Raw genomic sequence first — 15,183 nt, 5'->3', positions numbered from 1 at the left:
CATAGTAGGAAGACAGGTGACAGAATTTGAAGTATCAGCAAGTTGAAACAGCTTTTTTTATTGACCGCCCGAATCGGTTTATTGCACATTGTATGAAAAAAGACGGAGAAATGATTATCGCGCATGTCAAAAATACAGGCAGAGGAAAAGAGGTCCTGATACCGGGCGCTGAAGTGGCTATTGTATTTGCTCCTGGACCTAAAAGGAAAACCGACTATGATTTGATTGCTGTAAAAAAGAAGGGTGATTGGTTCAATATCGATAGTCAATTGCCTAATCAGTTGGCAACTGATGGTATTTTAGACGGCACGATCCTTTTACCAGGATTAACTGGTCCATTTACAGCATACAAGCGTGAAGTAACTTATCTTCACTCCAAATTTGATATTTATTTGGAGACGGCGGCCGGACAAAAAGCATTTGTTGAAGTCAAAGGTATGACGCTTGAAAATAAAGCAATTGGTGCTTTTCCTGATGCGCCTACACTCAGAGGATTGAAACATGTTGGAGAATTAGCGTATGCCGCACAAGATGGTTATGCCGCTTATGTCTTGTTTATTGCTCAATTCGAACATCTTCATTTCGCAACGATCCATGAAGAAATGCAACCAGCGCTAGCTGATATGGTTCGACATGCGCAGCAAAGTGGAGTTCAAATCCTCGCCTATAATTGTCAAGTAACGGCAGATGAGGTAACTGTCAAGCAAGCTATCCCGTTTGATGTAGCTATCCCGTTTGAAGATCCTATACAATAGAAAGAAGGTAAAAAAATGATCAACTTAGGTATTATTGGAACAAATTGGATCACTCATCAATTTGTCCAAGCAGCTTTGAGCACAAAAAAATATGAATTGACAGCGGTATATTCTAGACATTTGGAAAAAGCACAGGAATTTGGTTCTCATTATGAAGGGGATATCGAATTTGCAACAGATTTGAAGACTTTTTTCAATATTGCTCATATGGACACTATTTATATTGCTTCTCCAAATAGTCTTCATTTTAGTCAGACTAAGCAAGCAATTTTGGCAGGTAAAAATGTGATAGTGGAAAAGCCAGCTTTTTCGACGCCAAAAGAAATGGATGAAATCATCCATTTAGCAAATGAACACAATGTGTATTTTTTTGAAGCAGCAAGAAATATCCATGAATCAGGTTTTAAAAAGATTGCCGATTACTTACCATTAAAAGACGAGATAATCGGTGCAAATTTCAGCTATATGAAATATTCTTCGCGTTATGACCAAGTATTAGATGGAGAAGAACCAAATATCTTCTCGACTCATTTCTCAGGTGGTGCATTGATGGATTTAGGTGTTTACCTTGTATATGCAACTGTCGCTTGGTTTGGAATGCCAAAAGAAGTCCATTATTTTCCAAGAAAGATTTCTACTGGTGTGGATGGTCTTGGATGGGGAATCTTGCGTTATGATACTTTTGATGTATCGATCCAACCAGGTAAAATCGGTGATTCTTATCTGCCATCAGAGATCTATTTTGACTCAGGAACACTAGTGATGAATGGCGTCAATGCAATCGAACAAGCAGAGTTTCATGATCGGGTACACGAAGAAATCATTGACTTAGCAGTAACAGCTGCAGAAAATCCAATGGCAGATGAAGCAGAGGATTTTGCCAATGTCATGACTCATCCGAAAGATCCAGCGTGGGGATTATTGTATGAAGAGTGGATCGAGCTGGCTAGAAATGTGAACCAAGTGATTTATGATTTAAGAAAAAATGGTGGCATCAAATTCGATGCAGATAATGAGGAAGATTTTTAATGAACGAATTTGTACAAGTATTTCCCGAAAATTGGCAGAAAAATTATGAGAATAAAGGATTTATTACACCTTCTCTTATTCAACAGGCAGTTTTTCAGCCATTAAGCAATAAACAAAGCATAGTAGCTATCTCTCCAACAGGTTCAGGTAAAACACTGGCTTATCTTTGGCCGTTACTACTAAACGTGAAACCAGGTGAAGCAAGTGCGTTGGTTATCTTTGCATCTTCTCAAGAACTAGCTATTCAAGTAGCAGATGTTGCACGTGAATGGGGAAAAGACAAAGAATTGAAAGTCCAATCTTTGGTGGGCGGAGCAAACGTTAAACGACAAATTGAAGGTTTGAAGAAAAAACCAGAAATCTTGATTGGTACACCAGGAAGAATATTGGAATTGATGAAAGCTAAAAAAATAAAAGCACATCAAGTGAAAACAATGGTATTTGATGAAGCAGACCAGCTATTTGATGCGGGTAACAGCCAAATCATTGATCAGATTCTTCATCAAGCTCCGACAGAATATCAGCTAGCCTTTTTTTCAGCAACAGCAGATCGTTCCCTTGAAAGCATTGAAAAAATCACTGGGAAAACGTTTGAGACGATCGACGTGACAGCAGAAGATGATTCTCGAAAAGGCTTGAGACATTACTTTTTACGAGTGCCAATACGAAAGAAAGATGAATATTTAAGACGTCTCACTCACATAGAAGATTTTCAAGGTCTGATTTTCTTTAATCAACTGACTGAATTAGGTGTGATGGAAGAAAAATTGCTGTATAGAGGGGTACCGGTAGGAAGCCTGGCCTCTGATCAAAACAAGCTGCTCCGAAAAGCGGCGTTGGAACAATTCAAAAAGAAAAAGATCAGCGCACTTTTGACCACAGATGTGGCGGCTAGAGGTTTAGATATTACAGGACTTCCTTATGTCGTGAATGCAGAAGTGCCGTTAAGTGAAGAAGCTTACTTGCATCGTTCTGGAAGAACTGGTCGAATGGGCAATGAAGGAACAGTGATCACACTCGTACAAGATAACAATTTAAGAGATTTGAAACGACTTTTACGTCCGACAAACATAACACTTGAAGAGATTTTTCTGCACGGAGGAAAGTTACAGACGGATCAACCAATCAAAGAAGATGTAGCTACTGCAGCGAATAACAAGTATACGAAATCTTTTCCTGGGAAAGAACAAAATCCAGAGCATAACAAAAACAAATCAAGAAAAAAAGTTAAAAATAAATCAAAAAAAGAGAGAAATAAAGGAGCAAGGCGCAAATAAGCGCCTTTTTATGCTATGATTATGAAAACGGGAACAAAATTGGTTGCCAGAGGAGGGATTATGTGAAAGAACGTCAAGAAGAGATCTTGCATCTATTGACAGAAAACCAACAAGGATTGACAGCAAGCGATGTAGCTGAGCGTTTGAATATTGATCGAAGCAATGCAAGCCGATATTTAAGCGAACTGTATAAGGCTCATCATATTGTAAAAACCGCTGGCCGACCAGTCGTTTACTCCTTGCCAACGGAAAAATCAAAATCTGATGAAGTACATGTCGACTCTTCTACGCAAGTGACTTTTGAAACGCTCGTTGGAGAAAATGATTCTTTAAAAGTCAGCATACAGCAGGCAAAAGCAGCGATTCTTTATCCGCCGCGGGGGCTGCATACCATTATTTTTGGAGAAACTGGTACAGGGAAGTCGATGTTTGCGGAATGTATGTATCATTTTGCAATCGAATCTGAAATGCTTTCAGCCGATGCGCCATTTGTTTCTTTCAATTGTGCGGATTATGCTCAAAATCCGCAACTGCTCTTTGGACACATCTTTGGGATCAAAAAAGGGGCTTACACAGGAGCAGCGCAAGATAATCCTGGTCTAATCGCCAAAGCAGACGGCGGTATATTGTTTTTAGATGAGATCCACCGTTTACCACCGGAAGGGCAGGAAATGCTGTTTACTTTCATCGATAAAGGTATCTATCGTCCACTTGGAGAAAGTGCACAAGTACATGAAGCATCAGTTCAGATCATTGGGGCAACGACTGAATCTTCAGAAAGCTTCTTGACTACCTTCAACCGACGGATCCCTATGGCTATCACCTTGCCAAACCTTGCTTCTCGATCATTGGATGAGCGTTATGAGATCATCTCTCTTTTCATCAAACAAGAAGCGAACCGTTTGAATCAACGTATCGATATCGAAAAAGAAGCGATTCTTGCCTTCATGCTTTATGATGCGGAAGGGAATATCGGTCAAGTGAAACGAGACCTGAAATTAGTCTGTGCAAAATCTTTTTTACATTACCGAACGCATCATGAGAAAAAGCTGATCATTCGAAAAGAAGAACTTTCCCTTCAAGTACAAAAAGGACTACTGAAAATCAAAGAAATACCAGAACGCCTCGACCGATTCATGGACAGCAAGAGCCAGTATTTGACATTTGAACCAGGATTTGCTGATGTTGTCTGGTCACAAGATCCAGAAAGAAACATGCAAGTCTACAACGATATTGAGGAAAAAGTTACTTCTCTTTCTGAAACCGGTGTGGAGAACATCGATTTGGAGACGCTCATTTCAAAAGATGTGGATGCTTATTTTCAGACATATGTCAAAGAATTGACTAAAAGTTCAATCCCAAAAGATCTTTTGCCAGATGAAATCTGGCGGTTAACCAATCAATTGTATGATGTGGCTGAAAAACGGTTAGACCGTATTTATAATGAAAAAGCGCGTTTTGCTTTTGCTTTGCATCTGCAAAGTACATTGGATCGTGTGAGAGAAGGACATATGATTGTCCATCCAGATTTGAATAACGTACGAAAAAATTTTAAGAGGGAATTCCAGGTAGCAATCGATCTTTCGACAATCATTGAAGAAGAAGAACAAGTCGAGATTCCTTTTGATGAAATTGGCTTTATCAGTATGTTTCTTTCTATCAACTTAGGAGAAAGTGAGCCTGTTAAAGAAAACAAAGTAGATGTTCTCGTACTGATGCACGGCAGACAGACCGCTTCAAGTATGTTGGAGATGGCGCAAGAACTATTAGGAACAAAAGTAGGGAAAGCTTTTAATATGCCACTGGTTATGGAAGTTCAAACAATGTATGAAGAGGTCCTACAATATGTTAAAAATTATCAGGGGCATTTGACGAATGGGCTGCTTTTGTTAACAGATATGGGATCTTTAAACACCTTCAGTGATTTGATTTATGAAGAGACTGGCATTCGGACGAAAGCTATCACAATGACAAGTACGATGATTGTGATAGAAGCGATACGGATGGCAAGTGTTGGAAGAAGCTTAGAAGACATCTATCAAAATATTCAGCTCTCCTTTGAATCAATCGTACGTGATCAGTTCAAAGCGGAAAAATCTGAAACTTTACAGCGTAAAAAAGCCGTCATCGTGACATGTTTTACTGGTGAGGGAGTAGCTGCCAAATTGTATCAACGGATTATGCCGGTGATTAATCAAAACAAAGTAGAACTGATCCAGATGCAGTTTTTAGAACGCGAATCATTCAAAAAACACATTGATGCCTTATTGGAAGAATATGAGATCAAAGCAATTGCAGGAACGGTTGACGTTGATTATCAAAATATCCCATTTTTTTCCGCCTATGACGTTTTTGATGATGAAAAATTGAATGTTTTAAAGCGTATAGCTGATGATGAGGTTCCAACAGCTAAAATTGTTGATTCGCTTTCAGGATCATTAAGTGATGTCTTTTCTATTGATGAATTGATCCGCTCATTGCAAAAAACAGTTCAGCAGATCCAGACAGATTTGTCGATTATCGTAGAACCAGGAGTAGATACCGGGATCGTCATCCATTTAGCCTTCATGCTAGACGGATTGATCAAAAAAGAAACGCATCGGCAATTTGAGAAACTATCTATTTTCTCAAAAATTTACCGTTTGGAAATGGATATCGTTCGAGCAAACTTGATGGCACTGGAACGAAAATATCAGGTAAAAATTTCAGAAGATGATATCGCGTTTCTTACACAAATGTTTCTTGAAAACAAAATAAAAAAACAAACACACTAATCATACTGTTTACACACTGAATACCAGTGTGCGCACTATATAAAAGAGCTAAAAAGCATGAAAACGCTATTTTAGCTCTTTTTTTCTTGGCATGCTTCTTGCATTATATAAAAGTGTAAAAAAATAAAAGGAGTGTTAAAAATGGCAAAAAAAACAATTATGTTAGTTTGTTCAGCAGGGATGAGTACGAGTTTATTGGTCACAAAAATGCAAAAAGTAGCAGAAGAAAAAGGAATGGAAGCCGATATTTTTGCTGTCTCTGCCTCAGATGCAGATAATAATTTAGAATCTAAGAATGTCGATGTTTTATTATTAGGTCCTCAAGTACGTTTCATGAAAGCTCAATTCGAACAAAAACTTGCGCCTAAAGGTATTCCGTTAGATGTCATCAATATGCAAGACTATGGCATGATGAATGGAGAAAAAGTACTTGCACAAGCAGAAAATCTAATGAAATAAATCAAGTATGCAGTTGGGGGATAACAACGTGGAAGATCAACAAAATCTAGAAGCCATCATGGGACTAATCATGTTTGGCGGTAATGCAAAGAGCGACGCGATGGAAGCGATTGCGGCTGCTAAAATCGGTGATTTCGAGTTAGCGGATAGAAAAATCGCTGATGCAGAAGAATCACTTATACAAGCACATCATGCACAAACAGACATGTTGACACAAGAAGCACAAGGAAATCATATGCAAGTGACGTTATTGACTGTTCATAGTCAAGATCATTTAATGACGTCTATTGCGTTTACTGATTTAGCAAAAGAAATCATCGAACTTTATCGTCGCGTATACAGCGAATAAATACAACTTCTTTTTTGAACGGAAGAAGAAAAATTTTTGAACGGATTTTTTATTTTGTTATAAAGAAAACTCTCTTTATATAAAAAACTTATAGGAGGAAGTAAAAAATGAACGGACTAACAAGTTGGATGGAGAAATACATCCTGCCGGTTGCCGCAAAAATCGGAGCGCAAAAACATCTAGTTGCTTTGCGCGATGCTTTTATCGGCACACTGCCCGCAACAATGGCGGGATCAGTCGCTGTAATGATCAATGCAATTATTCGAGATTTACCGCAACAGTTTAACAGTACCTACGCTGACAGTTTAGCAGCAGACAAAGGAATCTTTGCCGTATTGAATGTCATCATCGGAATCAATGGTTTTGTCTGGAATGGTACACTAGCAATCGCCGGATTGATCTTTGCCTTTTCTTGGGGGTATAATCTTGCCCGAGCTTATGGAGTAAATGATCTAGCTGGGGGGATCGTTGGTCTAGCTACCTTGATCCAAGGTATTTCCTTTGGTCCAGCATTATCAGCAGCATTAGATGTGAATGTCCCTTCAAATGTCGCAGATGCAATCAATAGTTCTGAGATTGGTGCAACGATTGCAGATGGCACACTGTCAGTTGGATTATGGGGGTGGCTAAAACTAGATCATTTGAATGGAAACGCTTATTTTACAGTTATGATCATGGGAGCAATTTCAGTCATTATTTTTTGTAAATTGATGCTTGCTAACATTACGATCAAAATGCCTGATTCAGTACCACCAGCAGTATCTAAAGCATTTGCAGCCATTTTGCCAGCGACGATCGCTTTATACGTCATTGCTATTATCAATTATATCGTAGGTCGTGTAGCTGATGGGCAACTAATCATTGATTTGGTGCAAAAATATATTGCAGAACCATTCCTAGGATTATCCCAAGGGTTGGGAGCAGTATTGATCGTCACAGTGTTTGTTCAAGTATTCTGGTTCTTTGGTATTCATGGACCAAATGTATTGGCACCAGTGCTAGAGGGAATCTGGGGACAAGCACAACTAATCAATATTGATATTTTCCAAAAAGGTTATAACGGAAAAACTGGTACACCAGCCGTGTTAGATGCAATCGAAGATGGAAAAGCTTATATGTGGGTCCGTGGATCGTTCGATGCTTTTGCATGGTTTGGCGGATCAGGTGGAACGATCGTCTTACTGATAGCTATCTTGATTTTCTCTAAACGAGCGGATTATTTAACAGTAGCTAAATTATCCATTGGACCTGGTATTTTCAATATCAACGAGCCAGTGATGTTTGGTCTGCCGATCGTATTGAATGCAATCATGTTTATCCCATTCTTGGTTGCTCCAGTAGTAGCAACAGCAATTGGCTGGGTAGCCACTTATCTTGGTCTAGTCGCTCCAGTATCGCAACAAGTTACATGGGTAGTACCGCCGTTCTTATTGTCATTCTTAGCAACAGGAGCGGACTGGCGAGCACCAATCGTAACGTTGGTATGTATGGTCGTGACTTTCTTGATTTGGGCACCGTTTGTCATTTCTGCAAACAAAATGGACCCTGCTGCAGGCGAACAACAATAAGATGAATCTGAGGAGCGGGACGCTTTAAGTTTCGTTCCTCATAATGAATTTTCGAGGAGGAACTGAAATGATTTCAATTGCCAGTGCAATGCAACAAGATGCAATCAAAGAATTGTTAGAAGGATACAATGAAGAAGGAATGACATTTACGTTTAAAGAAAAACAAGGAATCAAAATGTTCTTTGAAACAAGTGCTGAAGATCCGGAAGCTGCGGCTAAAAAAGCAAAGGAGCTAATCAAAGCACAGCCTTGGGGAACAGTCCTTTATTTTCAGTCAACAGCTGTTTAAGAAAATGGTTCAAAAAGATAGGATGGTTGATATGATAAAAAACGGTTTATTTTTATGTAGTATTGGTTCTTTGATCGTGTTGTATAGTTTGAATCCGCATTCGCAAAGGTATGATTTGTATAGTATGGTCACGGGTCTTTTCCTAACAGGATTAGGGATCTACTTCTTCATGAAGGGGAAAAAAAGAGAAGAAGCAAAGGAGAAAAATAACTAATGGAAATCACAAAAAAATTAAATATTCCAGCGTCGTTTTTTTACGATAAAGTTATGGATTCTGTTCTTTTCGATGTACGTAAAGCGACCGGCAAATCAGTGACCAGAAAACAGCTGAAAAATTTGGAGTACGTCAAACAATTCTCGCAAAATAACCGGGCTCGTATAAAAATCGAAGAAGTCATTGAAAACCAGTCTTATAAGTTTCGTACATCGACAACGAAGAATGAATTCGTTGTTCATTATCAAATCAAACCAGTAGACGATTCGACCTGTGAGGTTCATTACACAGAAAAAATGGAGTCTTATGGCATGCTTCAAAAGTTGAATGATATGCTTTTAGGAACGATCTTGATGTACTTTAAGCGGAGACGTTTCAAAAAAATGCTAGAGATGATCGAAGCAACGTATTAAACCAGTGAAAAAATGGTACTATTTAGTTATTGAAAAATGAAGTAAGCTAGAAGAGATTTTTCAGAGGAAGCGAAGTCTTTCCTGAGATTCCTTACTAGCTTTTTTGTAGGAAGGGGCAGCAAAATGACAAAACAAGTAAGAGAGCTAGGGGGATCTTCGATTGAGGAAATGTTTGCTTTAGCCACATATGCATTTAATGGGGCAGATACACCTGAAAGGAGAGAACGTTTTCGTACACTTGCGGAGAATTCCTGGAATTACGGATTTTTTGATGAGGAGGATCGGCTAACAAGTCAAGTCATGGCGACTCCTTTTCCAGTGAATTTTTACGGACAAGAGTATTTAATGGCCGGTATTGGCTATGTTGCTTCTTATCCTGAAGCAAGGGGACAAGGCGGAATCAATCAGATCATGGAAAAGATCCTTGAAGATTGCCGTGATCGTAAAGTAAGCTTATCTTATCTGGCGCCATTCTCCTATCCCTTCTATCGGCGCTATGGCTATGAACAATCGTTTGATAAAATCAGTTATCAACTAAACAGTCGTGACGTGCCGTTTACCAAAAAAAAATCTGGCAAGATGAAGCGTATGAATTTCGAAGATGCAAAAGCTGCAATCAAACGAATTTATGAACAGATGCCTGAAAACCAACGAGCTGGTCTGAAGCGCGAAGACTGGTGGTATACGTATAAATTCAAGCAAAAAGGTAATTACCAGTTTGCTTTGTATTTTGATGATACTGGGGAAGCAATGGGCTATGTCGTTTACCAGCTTGCAGCGTCTTCCTTTATTATTGTGGAATGGGGATTTTTGAATCATGATGCCTTTTGCAGCCTTGTCCGCTTTGTAAGTTCCCATAACGGTGCTTTTGAAACATTTGAATATTCATGTGGCTACGGTGGCAATGATCAAAATTATCTATTAGCAAATCCATTTGCTTCTGTAACGATCACACCTTATATGATGGCGAGGATCGTAGATATTTCTTTGTTTTTGGAAAAATATCCATTTAGAAAGAAACAAGCTGCCTTTGCCCTTCAGATAGAAGAAGATCAGTATGCAAAATGGAATGAAGGAATCGTGGAAGTAACGATCGAAAATGGAAAAAACCATCTCTCAAAAGTAGAACAAACGGCATTACCAATCGTTCGCGGAAGTATCCAACATATCACACAGCTATTATTAGGATATCGTAAAGTTGAAGAGCTGGTATTCCAAGAGAGGATACAGGTGGCAAAAGAATATGAAGAAACGTTAAGCTCGATCTTGCCACAGCAACAGCCAATCCTTAATGACTATTTTTAATAAAAAACGGGTGATGACAATATTTTTGTCACCACCCTTTTGTTTTTTCATTTGGCATTTGAAGGAAAATGTTAAAGTAAATCCTCTTTTTTTGTAAATTTGAATTTTTTGTTTTCTTTTGTTTTAGGGTTTTCTGTTTTGTGGTCTTGGATTGCTTCTTTCGTAATCTTTTCCCGATTTTTTTTAGATGAATCTAAGCGTTCGGCATATACTTTTTCTTTTGGCTTCTCATTCATTGGAAAGAACCTCCCTGTATTATTTCATTCTACTCCTAGTTTATCATCTGTTAAGAGCTAGTGGAAACGTTTTGCCTAACTTACAAGCTGATTTTTTTAGCAGATAAGCTTGCAAGTAAAAAACAAACAAGCTACAATTGATTTATTGAAATTGTTCCTGTAGCTCAGTAGGATAGAGCAATCGCCTCCTAAGCGATAGGTCGCTGGTTCAATTCCAGTCAGGAACGTATAAATAACCCCTGTATCCTTTGTGATACAGGTTTTTTTATTTTAAAACAACGAAAATTAAATGTTTTATAATTAAAAAAACTTCATTATTTATTGATATAAGGGTATAATTGTTATTGAGGGAGGGTGATAAAAAAACATTTTCATTAAAACGGAAAGTAAAAAAATAAAAATAAAAATGAAAGAAGGAGAAAAATTAAAAAAATGGATTCTTAGCGCTACATTGATCATTTTACTTAGGGCTTTCGCAGACGCAAGGGTAATAGAACAAGGTGGTTTTACTGGTAGGCGTGTAGCTTTTCCAATGCTATGGAGCTAGAGCCTTTCTAGTGGGCATAAGTATGTTTAACTTCTTATGCTAATCTGGACACATAATGTACAGGTGCACTACATAGAGAATCACGAAAGTGGGAGAGTACTAAGTATAGTTGATACAAACAGCACTTCACAGCTAGAATAATTGGAAGATCTGAAGTTTTTTGTTCGATTTGGAATATCTAGTTAGTTTGAATAAGTACATAAAGAATCTTCTTATTTAGTACCTTAATAAAAAATATAAAAAAATTTAAAGTAGGAATCAAAGGTTTTCTCAATCTTTGATAAAAAAGGAGGAAGTAGAAAATGAAAAAAGCAAAATTAATACTTAGTACGATCGTCTTGACATCTTTATGTAGTGGGTTTTTAGGGACTGGGACGGTGGATGCTAGCGAACATGCTAGAAATACATATAATAATAAAGTTGTTTCACTTCTTGCTGCTAGTGACCCAACGCTTGCTATGACGCATACAGAACCAGATCCTTATTTATGGAATGAATTGTTTATGGAAACATATGCCCCATCAAATGCAGCACAACGTTGGGTAATGGAATACAATGAAAATTCGGGTGGTTATTATATACGGGAAGAGACACCGTTATTTTCCTCTAGACCTTTTTATCTTGTATATAGTGGGGGATGGTTTATAAACCCGAATTTGTCAAAAGGGGATGAAGGGTCGCTGTGGCAATTGATTCCAGCAGGTAATGCGTATTTTGTGAGAAATATGGCACGTGACGAATATCTAACTTGGCACTTGGGAGGAAGTGGATTATTAGATGTAGGTGTAACTGCTTTTAATTGGGATCGTGAACAAAGATTCACTGTGCAAGTTGTAGGAGAAGTTTAAAAGTTAAAAATGGAAGTACACTAATACGTTCAATCTTTTTGACTTATATCTAAAAACAATGTCCTTTATTTTAAGGACATTGTTTTTTTAGATTAAAAGAAAATTTCTATGAATACATGAAAAAGCAGACCTAGTAAAAAGAGACAGAGAAATAAGATACCACGCAAAGAAATCGATAGCAAAGCATTTCAATGAAATTCATTTTTATATAGGTTGTTATTTTATTTAAAGCAGACAGTTTGTTTGCAAAAAAACAGGATCTAAGTTGTTAACTTAGATCCATTTATCTATATTTTGTATTATTTTATACGCGCTTAGCAAGATTTCACTCAAGCCCAATCTCCATTACGGAAAATCGGTACTGTAGAACCGTCTTCGCGGATTCCATCGATATCCATCTTGTCAGATCCTACCATGAAATCTACGTGGGTTTGACTTCTATTCAAACCAGCTTCTGCTAATTCTTCGTCGGACATTTCTGTACCGCCTTTCACACTGAAGGCATAAGCAGACCCTAAGGCTAAATGGTTCGATGCGTTCTCATCAAATAATGTATTGAAGAAAATGATACCAGATTGAGAAATAGGTGAAGGGTCAGGAACAAGTGCCACTTCTCCTAGACGACGCGCACCTTCATCGGTATCAAGCAGTTTTGCTAAGACATCTTCGCCTTGTTCGGCAGAAAAATCAACTACTTTTCCATCTTTGAAAGTAAATTTCATACCAGAGATGATCGTACCAGCATAACTCAGTGGTTTTGTACTTGAAATATACCCATCTACTCGATGACTGTCAGGTGCGGTGAACACTTCTTCTGTTGGCATATTTGCCATGAATTTTTCCCCTCGAGCATTGTAGCTTCCGGCACCTTCCCAAAGGTGGTTTTTAGGCAATCCAATGATGATATCTGTACCAGGAGCAGTGTAGTGCAGGGCAGAAAATTGTTCTTGATTCAATTCTTCTGCTTTTTTTGCTAATTTCTCATCGTGTTTTTTCCATGCTAAAACAGGGTTTTCTTCGTAGACACGAGTTGTTTTGAAAATTTGATCCCATAATGCATCAACTTGTTCTTCTTCTGGCAGATCTGGAAAAACTTTTGCTGCCCATTGTTTACCAGCAGCAGCTACAACAGTCCAACTGACTTTATTTGCCTGAGTTGCCTTGCGCAAATTCATTAATGCTTTACCGGCGGCTGCTTGATAAGTTGCTACTCGGTGGCTGTCTACACCGGCAAACGCATCAGGGTCGGCAGAAACGACACTGATCCTGCTTGCTCCTTTTTCAAGCCATTCATCCGCTTGATCGATTTTAGATTGTGGCACATTCTCAATACGATCTGTTGCTGCATGTAAAAGAAATTCTCTTTGAATCTGATCATCTGTCCATTGAACAATGACTTCAGCAGCTCCTAATTTGTAAGCTTCTTGTGTGATCAAGCGAGCAAGGGGTGCTTGGTCCACACTGATCTGTAAAACGACTGTGTGACCTTTTTCTGTGGCCACGCCAGTTTCTGCAATTAAGCGTGCATATTTTTTTAGAAGTTCATTAAAATCGGATAACATAATAAAAATTCCTCCTCACCATTTTTTCTGGTAACTATTAGCATGATACCATTTAATCATGATTCAAACAATGTAGCTTTAAATAAAAAAAGGAGGTTATTTTTTTATGGTTGCGTTTCACGTTCTATGGCACAACTTGCTATTTTAGCTTGTGAAGAAAATCGAAAACTAATTTTGCATATCAAAAAAACATGTTACAATGAAATTAATCAATGGTGGAAGCGTTATAAAAAAATTGAGGAGATTAAAAAAATATGGCAAGAAAAAAGACGATTACTAAAGAACAGATTTTGGCAGCTGCTTATGAAGTAGCTGCCACCGAGGGATTTACACGATTTACTGCGAGAAACATCGCGAATAAAATGAATTGTTCCACGCAGCCGATCTATCTTGAGTTCAAAAATATGGATGACTTGAGACAAGCACTTTTTGAACAAATCTATGATTATTTGCAATACGAAGTGTTTCCAGTTGAGCATACAGGGAATACGATTATCGATCTTGCTTTTAATTATATCCATTTTGCAAGAAGAGAGAAGAAGTTGTATCGTTCACTGTACTTAGAAGAATATGGTGGAGGAAAAGAGATGCAAAATTTCTCTTATACTTACTTTGTGAATACAGTGAAACGGGACCCAGCCTATGCGGATCTTTCAGAAGAGCAGATTGAATCCTTGCATAACGGTACATGGATCATAGCTACCGGGATTGCAGCTTTGATGTCTTCAAGTATTATCCATCCAACTGATGAGCAGATTGAAAAAATGATCCAAGACAGCATTGATGCAATCTTGAATCTCAAAGAACCAATCGAAATCGATTGAATATACTCAAGAGTTTCACCAATCAGTAGATAACAAGAGATGTGTCAACATAAGGAAAATTTCGTTTTTCTTACAGCGTATACATTTTTAACTCCCGAAGAACTCTTCCATGAATACAATAAAAGAGCCGTCTAGATTGATTCAATCTGGACGGCTCTTTTATATCTCAAGCATATTAAAGTTTTGCGACTAATTCTTTAGCGAAAGCTTCTAGATTTTCGATATCTTCTTCCTCAGCATTTAAGTCTACTTTTACATTTTCTGCGCCTTTTGATGCGCCTGTTTTTCCAAAAGCAGCATCGAAGTCATCCACTGATTTACAGAATTCATCGTAAAAAGTATCTCCAGATCCGCAGACGCCGTAGATTTTCCCTGATAGATCCAACTCTTGCAAGTCTTCATAAAAATCTACAATCTCATCAGGAAGATCGCCATCATCGTATGTATAAGTAGCTACGACGCAAATATCTGCCTCCTCGAATTCATCTGCATCTACTTGGGTACATTCGTTGATTTCGACTTCGATATCCATATTTTCAAATGCTTCTGCAACAATATCGGCGATTTCTTCAGTATTTCCTGTCATGCTAGCATATACGATTTTTGCTAAAGCCATGATGTGCCTCCTTGTTTAAAATTATTTAACAATTATGAATTATACCAAAACATCGTTGAAAAGAAAATAAAACCTAGAGACACATGGGAAATGTCATTTGGCTAAATGTATGCCGCTA

Annotated in this window: 16 protein-coding genes and 1 tRNA gene; 14 read left to right on the top strand and 3 right to left on the bottom strand. The window is 38.1% G+C overall.

Going from position 1 to position 15,183, the window contains the following annotated elements:
• Positions 1–26: 26 nt before the first annotated feature.
• The 11 genes from sfsA (at position 27) to eis (ending at position 10,432) form a co-directional block, all read left to right on the top strand.
• A complete protein-coding gene (sfsA, locus tag ESP02_RS00225) occupies positions 27–755 on the top strand; it encodes a DNA/RNA nuclease SfsA (RefSeq protein ID WP_025478575.1) in 729 nt (242 codons plus the stop codon).
• 15 nt (positions 756–770) lie between these two features.
• Entirely contained in the window at positions 771–1,784 is a 1,014-nt protein-coding gene (locus ESP02_RS00220) for a Gfo/Idh/MocA family protein (RefSeq protein ID WP_002375260.1), read from the top strand.
• Positions 1,784–3,061 (top strand): DEAD/DEAH box helicase, encoded by a 1,278-nt coding sequence (locus ESP02_RS00215; protein WP_002375258.1) that lies wholly within the window; start codon positions 1,784–1,786, stop codon positions 3,059–3,061. Before ESP02_RS00220 ends, ESP02_RS00215 begins: the two co-directional genes overlap by 1 nt.
• A 62-nt stretch (positions 3,062–3,123) precedes the next feature.
• Entirely contained in the window at positions 3,124–5,835 is a 2,712-nt protein-coding gene (locus tag ESP02_RS00210; RefSeq protein WP_002375256.1) for a sigma 54-interacting transcriptional regulator, read from the top strand.
• A gap of 141 nt (positions 5,836–5,976) precedes the next feature.
• Positions 5,977–6,294: a PTS sugar transporter subunit IIB gene (locus tag ESP02_RS00205; RefSeq protein ID WP_002375255.1), complete on the top strand. Its 318-nt coding sequence runs from the start codon at positions 5,977–5,979 to the stop codon at positions 6,292–6,294.
• Between the two features lie 28 nt (positions 6,295–6,322).
• Complete coding sequence (locus tag ESP02_RS00200; RefSeq protein WP_002286604.1) at positions 6,323–6,643, top strand: PTS lactose/cellobiose transporter subunit IIA; 321 nt, start codon at positions 6,323–6,325, stop codon at positions 6,641–6,643.
• A 107-nt stretch (positions 6,644–6,750) separates the two neighbouring features.
• A complete protein-coding gene (locus ESP02_RS00195) occupies positions 6,751–8,211 on the top strand; it encodes a PTS sugar transporter subunit IIC (protein ID WP_002375253.1) in 1,461 nt (486 codons plus the stop codon).
• Positions 8,212–8,278: 67 nt separating this feature from the next.
• A complete protein-coding gene (locus tag ESP02_RS00190; protein ID WP_002292901.1) occupies positions 8,279–8,500 on the top strand; it encodes a hypothetical protein in 222 nt (73 codons plus the stop codon).
• A gap of 31 nt (positions 8,501–8,531) precedes the next feature.
• A complete protein-coding gene (locus ESP02_RS00185) occupies positions 8,532–8,714 on the top strand; it encodes a DUF3188 domain-containing protein (RefSeq protein ID WP_002286596.1) in 183 nt (60 codons plus the stop codon).
• A complete protein-coding gene (locus ESP02_RS00180) occupies positions 8,714–9,127 on the top strand; it encodes a DUF3284 domain-containing protein (protein ID WP_002315398.1) in 414 nt (137 codons plus the stop codon). Before ESP02_RS00185 ends, ESP02_RS00180 begins: the two co-directional genes overlap by 1 nt.
• Positions 9,128–9,250: 123 nt before the next feature.
• Entirely contained in the window at positions 9,251–10,432 is a 1,182-nt protein-coding gene (eis, locus tag ESP02_RS00175) for an enhanced intracellular survival protein Eis (RefSeq protein WP_002375249.1), read from the top strand.
• Positions 10,433–10,503: 71 nt separating this feature from the next.
• On the opposite strand, the gene ESP02_RS13240 is transcribed toward eis, so the two are convergent.
• Complete coding sequence (locus ESP02_RS13240) at positions 10,504–10,668, bottom strand: hypothetical protein (protein ID WP_002375247.1); 165 nt, start codon at positions 10,666–10,668, stop codon at positions 10,504–10,506.
• A 153-nt stretch (positions 10,669–10,821) separates the two neighbouring features.
• Here ESP02_RS13240 and ESP02_RS00170 point away from each other — a divergent pair.
• Positions 10,822–10,895, top strand: a tRNA-Arg gene (locus tag ESP02_RS00170).
• A 622-nt stretch (positions 10,896–11,517) separates the two neighbouring features.
• Positions 11,518–12,063, top strand: a complete 546-nt coding sequence (locus ESP02_RS00165) for a hypothetical protein (protein WP_002375244.1) — start codon at positions 11,518–11,520, stop codon at positions 12,061–12,063.
• Positions 12,064–12,392: 329 nt separating this feature from the next.
• Here ESP02_RS00165 and ESP02_RS00155 read toward each other — a convergent pair whose 3' ends face one another.
• Positions 12,393–13,625 (bottom strand): aminopeptidase, encoded by a 1,233-nt coding sequence (locus ESP02_RS00155; protein ID WP_002375242.1) that lies wholly within the window; start codon positions 13,623–13,625, stop codon positions 12,393–12,395.
• Positions 13,626–13,879: 254 nt separating this feature from the next.
• On the opposite strand from ESP02_RS00155, the gene ESP02_RS00150 reads away from it, so the two are divergent.
• Positions 13,880–14,449, top strand: a complete 570-nt coding sequence (locus ESP02_RS00150) for a TetR/AcrR family transcriptional regulator (protein WP_002292894.1) — start codon at positions 13,880–13,882, stop codon at positions 14,447–14,449.
• Positions 14,450–14,624: 175 nt separating this feature from the next.
• Here ESP02_RS00150 and ESP02_RS00145 read toward each other — a convergent pair whose 3' ends face one another.
• The gene (locus ESP02_RS00145) at positions 14,625–15,065 is read right to left on the bottom strand and encodes a flavodoxin (protein ID WP_002292892.1); all 441 of its coding nucleotides are present in this window, start codon (positions 15,063–15,065) and stop codon (positions 14,625–14,627) included.
• Positions 15,066–15,183 lie beyond the last annotated feature (118 nt).

This window comes from Enterococcus sp. NBRC 3427, assembly GCF_007996925.1.
In the GTDB taxonomy this organism is placed as follows: Bacteria; Bacillota; Bacilli; order Lactobacillales; family Enterococcaceae; genus Enterococcus_B; species Enterococcus_B lactis.
Note: the sequence above shows the minus strand (reverse complement) of the source record. Positions and strands in the feature narration are given on the sequence as shown.